Below are 9,671 nucleotides of genomic sequence, written 5' to 3'. Positions count from 1 at the left end.
TTTGCTCCACGCTTCCTTCAGACCCCACCTCGCGGTGGCGCCCTTGCGCTTTGCTAACCCTTCGCCGCCATCAGGCTGGGTAGAGGACTTGCACCTCCAAGCTGTCGAACATGCTCGGCACACGGAAAAAGGCGGCCCTGAAGGCCGCCTTTACGTTAAACCCGGTACCGCCCGTTGCGCTTCACATAGACCGTCGTGCCGACGGGAACGCGCTCGTAGAGGTCGGCCACGTCCTCGTTGAGCATGCGCACGCAGCCCGAGGAGACCTGTTCGCCGATGCTCCAGGGCTCGTTGGTGCCGTGGATGCGGAAGAGCGTGTCGGCACCGTTCTGGTGCAGATAGAGGGCGCGGGCGCCGAGCGGGTTGTCGAGGCCGGCTTCCATGTAGCGCGGCAGCTCGGGCTTTATGCCGACCATGGTCCTGGTGGGCGACCAGTTGGGCCAGACGCCCTTGCGGCCAACGGACGCAATGCCCTTCCAGGAGAAGCCCTGCTTGCCGACGCCGACGCCGTAGCGGATCGCCTTGCCCTCGGGCTGGACCAGGTAGAGCATGCGCTCGTCGATATCGACCACGATCGAGCCCGGCTTCTCGGTGCCTTTGTACTCCACCGTCTGGCGGGCGTATTTCGCGTCCATCTTGCGGCGATCGACCAGCGGGATGTTGTGCGGCTTGTCCGGCATCATGCCGACATACCAGGCGGAATCGTCGGCCGTGGCGACCGGCTGCTGAGCGATCTGACAGGCAGCAAGGGGTGCGCTCAGAAGAGCGGCAATCAGGAGGCGTCGAATCATCATCATCGGTCTTCTGAATTGAATCGGTTGCCGCCTACCTAGAGCCTAGGTGGCCGATTGGCTGTGCCCCTCACGCCACACCTTAACATGAATTAACCCTTGGGGGCTGCCCCATGCGCGTGACGCAATCCTCCATTTTCATGCATCGCATCTTCCGACGGCAAGCCGGAGCCGCTTCGCGGGACAAGGCTACCCCTCGATGCGCGAGAAATCCGCCACCGTGCGAGTCGCCTCACGGATGCTGTTGAGGAGCCGCAGGCGGTTGGCCCGAAGCGTGGGATCCTCCGCGTTGACGGTCACCTTGTCGAAGAATGCGTCCACGGGCTGGCGCAGGCGGGACAAAGCGCGCATCGCGCCCTCGAAATCCTCGGCTTCGACGGCTTTCTGCGCCTCTTCCTTCGCCCCGTGAAGGACCACGGCGAGCGCCTTCTCCTCGATCTGTCCCTGGTCGTTCACGATCTGGAGATCGGGCGCCTCGTCGTAGGCTCGCCCGTCCTTCTTCTCCTCGATGCGCAGGATATTGGCCGCGCGGCGATAACCGGCGAGCAGGTTCCTGCCGTCCTCGGTGTCGAGGAAGCGGCCGAGCGCCTCGACGCGGCGGACGATCATGAGCAGGTCGTCCTGGCCTTCGAGCGAGAACACCGCGTCGATGAGGTCGTGACGCGCGCCCTGATCGCGCAGATAGACCTTCAGGCGGTCGGCGAAGAAGGAGAGGAGGTCGAGCGCGCGCACATACATGATGCGTGCCAGACTTTCGGAATTCCCCAGTTGCCGCTGCCGGAAAATGGATTCCAGATCTGGAAGCGCAGGATGCTTGACGATCCCGGCGAGAGCGCTGTCCTCGATGGCTTCGACGAGTTTCCTGGCCTGCAGGAACTCCTCGAACAGAACGTCCTTCGCATCGCGCGCAAACGGCTTCGCGAGCAGCGAGATCAGCGACAGCTTGAGATTGTTCTCCAGCACCAGCCTGATCACGCCCAACGCCGCACGACGCAGCGCATAAGGATCCTTCGATCCCGTCGGCTTCTCGTCGATGGCCCAGAAGCCCACGAGCGTGTCGATCTTGTCGGCGAGCGCCACGGCGACCGACACGGGATCGGTCGGCACGCGGTCGGAGGGGCCGAGGGGCTTGTAGTGTTCTTCGATGGCGGCGGCGATGGAAGCATGCTCGCCCTGCAGGGTCGCGTAGTAGCGCCCCATGAGGCCCTGCAGTTCGGGAAACTCGCCCACCATCTCAGTGACGAGATCGGCCTTGGCGAGACGCGCGGCGCGCTCTGCCAGTTCAGGATCGGCACCGACGACGAGAGCCAGTTCCCTGGCGAGCGCCGCGATGCGCTCGACGCGCTCGTATTGCGTGCCGAGCTTCTCGTGGAAGACGATGGATTTCAGCTTCTCCAGCCGGTCTTCCAGTTTCACCTTCTGGTCCGTCTCCCAGAAGAATTTCGCGTCGGAGAGGCGCGCGCGCACCACGCGCTCGTTGCCGCCGACGATCGTCCTGCCGCCGTCGCCGGCGATGAGGTTGGAAGTCAGCAGGAACCTATTGGCGAGCTTGCCGGTGTTGGGATCGCGCAGCACGAAGCATTTCTGGTTCGCCCGGATGGTGGTGCGGATCACCTCCGGCGGAATGTCGAGAAAAGCTTCGTCGAACGAGCCCATGAGCACCACGGGCCATTCCACAAGGCCGGCGACCTCTTCGAGCAGCCCCTCGTCCTCGACGAGCTCGAGGCCCTGCGCGAAGGCGAGGTCCTTCGCGTCGTGCAGGATCATGTCCTTGCGGCGATCCGTGTCGATCACGACCTTCGCGCGCTCCAGCGCCGGCGCGTAATCGTCGAAGCGCTTCACGCGGATCTCGCCCGGCGCGAGGAAGCGGTGGCCCTTCGTGACGTCGCCCGCGGCGATGCCGTCGACCTCGAAGCGCACCACCTCCGGATCCTCGGTCTCGGGCCCGAAGGTGCAGATGATGGAATGGAGCGGACGCACCCAGCGCAAGCTTCCCGGCTCCTGCGAGGCCGCGCCCCAGCGCATGGATTTCGGCCAGGGGAAGTTTTTCACGATGCCGGGCAGGATCTCCGCCAGCACGTCCGGGGTCGAGCGGCCGGGCTTCTCGATGAGGGCGACGTAGAACTCGCCCTTCTTCGGATCGCTCTCGATCCTCGCCTGCTCGATGGAGGATAGCCCCGCCCCTTTCAGGAAGCCCTGGATCGCAGCCTCCGGCGAGCCGACGCGCGGACCTTTGCGCTCCTCGCGCACGTCCTGCCCCTTCACGGGCAGGCCCGCGACATGGAGCGCCAGCCGCCGCGGCGTCGCGAGGGCCTTCGCGCCCTCATAGAGGAAGCCGCGCTCCACGAGCGCATCGGTCACAAGCTTCTTCAGATCCTCCGCTGCACGACGCTGCATGCGGGCGGGAATTTCTTCGGAAAAGAGTTCGAGGAGAAGATCGGGCATCGGAGAACTTTATGTCTGAGTGAGGAAACGGATGGGGGCAGCGGTCACGCCGCCACGCCTCCGCCCTCGGTCTTCAGCCATGCCGCGCCGCAGGCCTTCGCGAGTTCGCGGACGCGCAGGATGTAGCTCTGGCGCTCGGTGACGGAGATGACGCCGCGGGCATCGAGCAGGTTGAACACGTGGCTCGCCTTGATGCACTGGTCGTAGGCCGGCAGCGCCATCAGATGGCGGTTGTCGTTGGAGCCGGGCTTCGGCTCGCCATCCGCGAGATACTTGCGGCAGGCCGCCTCCGCGTCGCGGAAATGCCGGAACAGCATCTCGGTGTCGGCATATTCGAAGTTGTGGCGCGAATATTCCTGCTCGGCCTGCAGAAAGACGTCGCCGTAACTGACCTTCCGGTCGCCTTCGAGCCCGTTGAAGTTGAGGTCGTAGATCGATTCCACGCCCTGCAGATACATGGCGAGGCGCTCGAGGCCGTAGGTCAATTCGCCTGCGACCGGCGAACACTCGAAGCCGGCCACCTGCTGGAAATAGGTGAACTGCGACACTTCCATGCCGTCGCACCAGCATTCCCAACCGAGACCCCAGGCGCCGAGCGTCGGGCTTTCCCAATCGTCCTCGACGAAGCGGATGTCGTGGACGGAGGTATCGATGCCGATCGCCTTGAGCGAGCCGAGATAGAGCTCCTGCAGGTTCGGCGGGTTCGGCTTCAGGATCACCTGGAACTGATAATAGTGCTGGAGCCGGTTCGGGTTCTCGCCGTAGCGCCCGTCCTTGGGGCGGCGGGAGGGCTGCACATAGGCCGCGCGCCAGGGCTTCGGGCCGAGTGCCCGCAGGGTCGTGGCCGGGTGGAAGGTGCCCGCACCGACCTCCATGTCGTAAGGCTGGAGGATGACGCAGCCCTGTTCGGCCCAATAGCGCTGGAGCGTGAGAATCAGGCCCTGGAAAGAACGCGCAGGGTTCATGTGCGCGGGTTCGCTCGTCATATCGGCGTCCGGTTTGTCTCGAAAATGTCAGGCGAACCCTTGGGATGACGGGGGACCTAAGTCAAGCGTTGGGCGCGCGCTCGAGGCCACGGATGACACACTCCCACGTCATGGCCGGGCTTGTCCCGGCCATCTCGTTCCGAAAAGTGGGCGCTTCATAGGATCGGGATCACCGGCACAAGGCCGGTGATGACGTGAGTGTATCAACAGGCTCGCCCATGGAAACCTTAGAGCCCCAGCCGCGCCCAGGCGGCCCGCTCTTCGAGGGCTCCGACGATCTCGCCTGGGTCGATCAGGCTGCTCTGCCCCAGGGACCGGCGGCCGAACAGGCGCCCCAGCAGCGGCGGGCGCGCCGGCTCGATCATCCGGAACCGCACCTTCTCGCCGAAGCGCTGGCGCAGGATGGTGCGGATGTCGCCGAGCCCGTCGATGAGGCCGAGATCGAGCGCCTCCGCCCCGACCCAGAAGGCCCCGGAGAAGAGATCGTCGTAGGAATCGTTGAGCTTTTCGCCCCGGCGATCACGGACGAGGCCGACGAACACGTCGTGGATCTGGCGCTGGAGCCCTTTCAGGCGCACGACGTCCTCCGGATTCTCGGGCCGGAATGGGTCCAGCATCGCCTTGCTCTTGCCGGCGGTATGCACGCGCCGCTCGATACCGATGCGCTCGATCAGTTCATGGAAGCCGAAACTCGCGGAGACGACCCCGATGGAGCCGACGATGGAGGCCGGATCGGCATAGATCTCGTCCGCCGCGCAGGCGATCATGTAGCCGCCGGAGGCCGCCGCATCCTCCACGAAGGCGATGACGGGAAGCTTCTTCTCCTCGGCAAGGGCCCGGACGCGCTTGAAGATCAGGTGCGATTGCGCCGCAGAGCCACCCGGCGAGTTGATGACCAGCGCCACCGCCCTCGCGCCCGGAACCGAAAAGGCGCGCTCCAGAAGCGGCGCCACGCTCGACATGGCAAGTCCCGTCCGCAGGGGCATCACGGCCCCGATGGCCCCCGACAGGCGCACCACGGGAATGATGGGATCGGAATAGACGCGATACTTAGGTGGGAGCAGGAATTGCAGACGTGCCGGGAGCATGGAGGAGAACGATGTTTGAGCCATGGCTGTTATGTAGGGTGCCCGGTCCGGCTTCCCAAGATGAACATACCGTTAGGGAAATTGTCGGGCTGCGTTCAGTTAAGGTCGTTTAAACCTTGATCATGGAGAACAGCCCGGTCGTGACACCGTTTCAATCCGGTGTCTGGGTGGAGTTGAGGAGATATAGATGCGCAAGCTTGTTTTCGGTCTTCTTGGTTTTGCAGCCCTGGGCTTCGGCGCCCTGTCCGTGCAGCCCGCCGAGGCTCAGCCCTACTACCCGGGCTACGGCTACCGGAGCCCCGCGCCGGTCGTGACCGTCCAGTACGGGCGCCCCTATTATGGACGGCGTCCCTATTACGGACGTCCCTACGGGGCTTATCGCCCGGTCCGTACGGCGCGCCGCTGCTGGGTCGAATCCCGGCGGGTCTGGAACGGCTACCGCTGGGTGCGCCGTCCGATCGAGGTCTGCCGCTCAGGCGGCCGCCCCGGCTACCGCTGGTGATCGGAAAGGTCGCTCTACCCTTCCTCTGGTCATGGCCGGGCCCGTCCGGCCATCTCGATTGTGTGAAACGCTGCGCTTTTCCAATCGGGATCACCGGCACAAGGCCGGTGATGACGAGGGACAAAAGGAACCCTTTCTCATAAAAGGTTCGCCTCCCCGCGGTGCAGGGCCTCGGTCTGTGGGGTGAAATGCCCGTCGGGGCCGTTCAGGATCAGCGGCGGCAGGATACTCACGGGAGCCCGACTGCCTTTGATTCCGGAGACGAGGAAGCGGATCGCAGGCCGGTCGGCGCTCGGATGCACGAAGCGAAGCTCCAGGCCGCCAAGCCATTTTTCCAGAATTCGGAGGCATTCGGCCACCCTGTCGGCCCGATGGATCATGACGAGACGGCCCTTGGGCTTGAGAAGCCCGGCACAGGCCTTGAGCCAGGCTTCCAGCCCGCCGGCCGGAAGGGCATGGGCTGCCGCCCTGCCCCGGTCGGGCGAGATCCGGGCCTGTCCCTCCTCGAGAAAGGGCGGGTTGGTGAGGACGAGATCGGCACTGTCGGGATTGAGCCCCACGGCCAGGCGCGAGCCTTTGTCGAGCACGTCCGCGACGGCCACTTCGCCCTCCACGCCATTGTCGCGGCAATTGCGGCGGCAGAGTTCCGCAAGGTGGGAATCCCGCTCCACGAAGATGAAGCGTGCACCCCTCTCCCGGGCCGCCGCCATGAGCCCGACGGCCCCCGTCGCCGCGCCCACATCCACCACGACGTCGCCGGGCTTCACGGCCGCCGAGGCAGCCAGCAGCACCGCATCGGTGCCGGCCCGGTGGCCCTTGTCCGGCTGGACGAGGCGGACTCGGCCGCCCAGGAGCAAGTCCTCGGTGACCTCACCCATCCCGCTCTCATCCATGCCGCAACTCGGCCTCGAGACCGGCCTCGGCGATCAGGCGGTGCGCCTGCCGCAGATGATCCTCCGGCACCAGAATGCGGCGCGGGAAGGCGCCGGTCATGCCCTCCAGAGCGCTCATGTGCAGGTCGGCGACGAGAACGGGGATGTTGGCGTTTTCCAGCAAGGATTGTAGGAAGCCGATCAGAACGAGATCGTTGGTGCGGACGATTTCGACCATTGGGCTGAGATCCTTCCCCTGCGGTAAGCGTTTGCATTGCAGCATGGAAAGTGCCATGCCACGGTGACTGATATTCCTACCGGCCAAGCCGGCCGGCAACCCGGGTAGTGAGACGTGGGCGTCGTCGTTCCGTTCGAAGACAAGCATCCCGAGAAGAATGCGAGCATCGAGAAGCTCGTGTCCCTTGTGGCCTCCGACATGGAACGGGTCAATGCGATGATCCTGTCGCGCACGGGTTCCGAGGTCACGATGATCCCGGAGGTGGCGAACCACCTCATTTCCTCAGGCGGCAAACGTCTTAGGCCCATGCTGACGCTGGCGACCGCCGGCCTGTCCGGCTACCAGGGCGACGGGCATGTGAAGCTCGCAGCCTCTGTCGAGTTCATGCACACCGCCACCCTCCTCCACGACGACGTGGTGGACGAGAGCGACATGCGCCGGGGCAAGATCGCCGCCCGAATCAAATGGGGCAACGAGGCGAGCGTGCTCGTCGGCGACTTCCTCCTCGGCCAAGCCTTCCGTATGATGGTGGAAGTGGGCTCGCTCCGCGCCCTCGACATCCTCTCCGCCGCCGCGACCGTGATCGCCGAGGGCGAGGTGATGCAGCTCGCCGCCGCCAAGAACACGGAGACCACCGAGGACGAATACCTCGCCGTGATCCGCGGCAAGACGGCGGAGCTCTTTGCCGCCGCCTGCGAAGTCGGACCCGTCATCGCCGGGCGCCCGAAGGCCGAGCAGGCCGCCTGCCGCTCCTACGGGATGAATCTCGGCATCGCCTTCCAACTCGTGGACGACGCCCTCGATTACGGCGGCAAGGCCGCGACCCTCGGCAAGAACGTGGGCGACGATTTCCGCGAGGGGAAGATCACCCTCCCCGTGGTCCTCTCCTTCCGCCGCGGCACGGACGAGGAGCGCGCCTTCTGGAAGCGCGTGCTCGAACAGGGCGAGATCGAGCATGCGGATCTCGAACAGGCCATTGCCATCATGCGCCGTCACCGGGCGCTGGAGGACACCGTCGAGCGCGCCCGCCATTACGGCGCCATGGCCCGCGATGCGCTCGCCCTCTTTCCCTCGAGCCCGATGAAGCAGGCCCTTCTCGACGCGGTCGATTTCTGCATCGCCCGCGCCTATTGAGCCATCACCAAGTCGCCCGCCCTCAAGCGGGCGCCTCAGATGAAACTCGCACGGCCGGATGATCCTTTTCGTCAGATGACGAAGAAGTCTTTGTAACTCATCTTCGAGAGGTTCTGGGAGAGCGCGGCGATCTTGATCTGCGCCGAGGAGCCGGTGCCGTCGGCATCGTAGTACAGGATGCCTTTCTTGGCGTCGTAGATGATGTGGTCGTCCTTATCGTGCGCCTTGGTACCCTTGTAGAAGTACTTGCTTGCCATTTGCTTCGGCTTGCTGAGTGTACCGTTGCCCACCTTGAAATAATTGTTCTCCAGCCAGATCGTATCGTCCGCCACGTTGAAGTCCGTGATCTTGTCGAGGTTCGTCTTCGTGTTCGGCTTGGTGTCGAAGACGAAGATGTCCTGGCCTGTACCGCCTGTCAGAGCATCCTTGCCCAGCTTGCCATAGAGCCTGTCGTTTCCGATGCCGCCGACAAGCTTGTCGGCTTTCTTGGTGCCGATCAGAACTAGGTCCTGCGATCTGGTGCCGCCGTCCGGGAACAGATTACTTGGAGCGTTCGGAGGCGGGACGGTTCCATCCGAGAACTGGAACGCTTCGATCCCGGAGACGGTATCACGCCCGTCCCCATCGGCCCTGTTGTCCAGCACCGTGGAGGAGCCGTCCTGATTCTTGATGATGGTATAGTCCGCGCGCCGACCGCTGAAGACAGCCTTGTCCTGATCGCCCGCCCCACCATCAAGTATGTCGTCCCCGAATCCGCCGGTCAGGACATCGTTCCCTTCGGCGCTATTGAGCCGGTCATGGCCGTCGCCGCCCCAGAGGATGTCATTGCCGCCGGCGCCGTTCAGCGTGTCATTGTGATAACCTCCATCGAGCTTGTCGGCGCTGCTGGTGCCGTTCCAAACAAGGCCTGTCACGTGGGCTGGACTCGAGTAATGGGCGGTCACCACGGCATTGGCAGGCTTGTGCTGCGTGGTGTAGTCCGTCCACGGAACGCCTCGTCCTCCTTCTTCCACTGGTGTCATCGGGTTTTCGAAGGAGTAATAGCTCCAGAGGAACGACCCGGCGAGCCATTGCCCGCCATAGTTTTCCATCACCTTGTAGAGCGCCTCGTAGCAGTCGACCTGCTCCTGAGGGTCGTATGTACCTGAACCACCGAAAACACCCGGGTCCTTGTTGGCCCCGTCCATGCTCTTGTAGCCGACCTCGGTGAAGATCACCTTCTTGCCGTACTGCTCCGAGATGCCCGATCTCGACGCAGCCGTGATCAACACCGACCATGCGCTCAATGCCGGCCTCGACATCCGCAAGGACACGATTGCGGTGGAGAAGCGCGAGGGCAATCCCTATGCCAACTTCGTCGCCGCTCGCCAGGGCGACAATCGCCCGGAGATCAAGACCTTCGTGGAATCCTATCAGTCCCCCGAGGTCGCGAAGTTCCTGGAAGAGCGCTTCAAGGGCGCCATCATTCCAGCGTGGTAAGCGGCTTCTAGAGCGCGTTGACATTCATTTGGTCCAGATGAACGCGCTGACGAGGCAAAGGATTGACATAAACGCCCGTGGGGTCTGTTCGTAGCGCGTGGCGATGCGTCTGAAGTGCTTGATTTTCAGGAAGAAG

The 9,671-nt window shown here is 64.1% G+C and carries 10 protein-coding genes; 3 read left to right on the top strand and 7 right to left on the bottom strand.

The features are described 5' to 3' along the window. Window positions 1–155 precede the first annotated feature (155 nt). The 4 genes from FS320_RS31850 to FS320_RS31835 form a co-directional block, all read right to left on the bottom strand. On the bottom strand, window positions 156–794 hold the full coding sequence (locus FS320_RS31850; protein ID WP_152716454.1) for a L,D-transpeptidase: 639 nt from the start codon (window positions 792–794) through the stop codon (window positions 156–158). A 186-nt stretch (window positions 795–980) separates the two neighbouring features. Next, complete coding sequence (gene glyS / locus FS320_RS31845; protein ID WP_152716451.1) at window positions 981–3,236, bottom strand: glycine--tRNA ligase subunit beta; 2,256 nt, start codon at window positions 3,234–3,236, stop codon at window positions 981–983. A 44-nt stretch (window positions 3,237–3,280) separates the two neighbouring features. Then, window positions 3,281–4,222, bottom strand: coding sequence for a glycine--tRNA ligase subunit alpha (locus tag FS320_RS31840; RefSeq protein ID WP_152716450.1), 942 nt, complete (start codon window positions 4,220–4,222; stop codon window positions 3,281–3,283). A gap of 227 nt (window positions 4,223–4,449) precedes the next feature. Beyond that, on the bottom strand, window positions 4,450–5,334 hold the full coding sequence (locus FS320_RS31835) for a S49 family peptidase (RefSeq protein WP_244627527.1): 885 nt from the start codon (window positions 5,332–5,334) through the stop codon (window positions 4,450–4,452). Between the two features lie 163 nt (window positions 5,335–5,497). Between FS320_RS31835 and FS320_RS31830 the strand changes: the two genes are divergently transcribed. Next, entirely contained in the window at window positions 5,498–5,812 is a 315-nt protein-coding gene (locus FS320_RS31830; RefSeq protein WP_152716449.1) for a hypothetical protein, read from the top strand. 137 nt (window positions 5,813–5,949) lie between these two features. Here FS320_RS31830 and FS320_RS31825 read toward each other — a convergent pair whose 3' ends face one another. Both FS320_RS31825 and FS320_RS31820 read right to left on the bottom strand, forming a co-directional pair. Then, window positions 5,950–6,690, bottom strand: coding sequence for a tRNA1(Val) (adenine(37)-N6)-methyltransferase (locus FS320_RS31825; RefSeq protein WP_152716448.1), 741 nt, complete (start codon window positions 6,688–6,690; stop codon window positions 5,950–5,952). 7 nt (window positions 6,691–6,697) lie between these two features. Beyond that, window positions 6,698–6,922: a putative signal transducing protein gene (locus FS320_RS31820; RefSeq protein WP_152716447.1), complete on the bottom strand. Its 225-nt coding sequence runs from the start codon at window positions 6,920–6,922 to the stop codon at window positions 6,698–6,700. Window positions 6,923–7,036: 114 nt separating this feature from the next. On the opposite strand from FS320_RS31820, the gene FS320_RS31815 reads away from it, so the two are divergent. Continuing rightward, entirely contained in the window at window positions 7,037–8,056 is a 1,020-nt protein-coding gene (locus FS320_RS31815) for a polyprenyl synthetase family protein (RefSeq protein ID WP_162003382.1), read from the top strand. A gap of 71 nt (window positions 8,057–8,127) precedes the next feature. Here the strand turns inward: FS320_RS31815 and FS320_RS31810 are convergent, their stop codons facing one another. Continuing rightward, entirely contained in the window at window positions 8,128–9,327 is a 1,200-nt protein-coding gene (locus FS320_RS31810; RefSeq protein ID WP_338105573.1) for a glycoside hydrolase family 113, read from the bottom strand. Here FS320_RS31810 and FS320_RS31805 point away from each other — a divergent pair. Continuing rightward, window positions 9,317–9,535 (top strand): MetQ/NlpA family ABC transporter substrate-binding protein, encoded by a 219-nt coding sequence (locus FS320_RS31805; RefSeq protein ID WP_338105572.1) that lies wholly within the window; start codon window positions 9,317–9,319, stop codon window positions 9,533–9,535. The two genes, FS320_RS31810 and FS320_RS31805, sit on opposite strands and share 11 nt — an antisense overlap. Window positions 9,536–9,671: the final 136 nt, after the last annotated feature.

The organism is Microvirga tunisiensis (assembly GCF_009296175.1).
Classification (GTDB): Bacteria; Pseudomonadota; Alphaproteobacteria; order Rhizobiales; family Beijerinckiaceae; genus Microvirga; species Microvirga tunisiensis.
The sequence above is the reverse complement of the archived record's forward strand: the minus strand, read 5'-3'. Positions and strand labels throughout refer to the sequence as shown.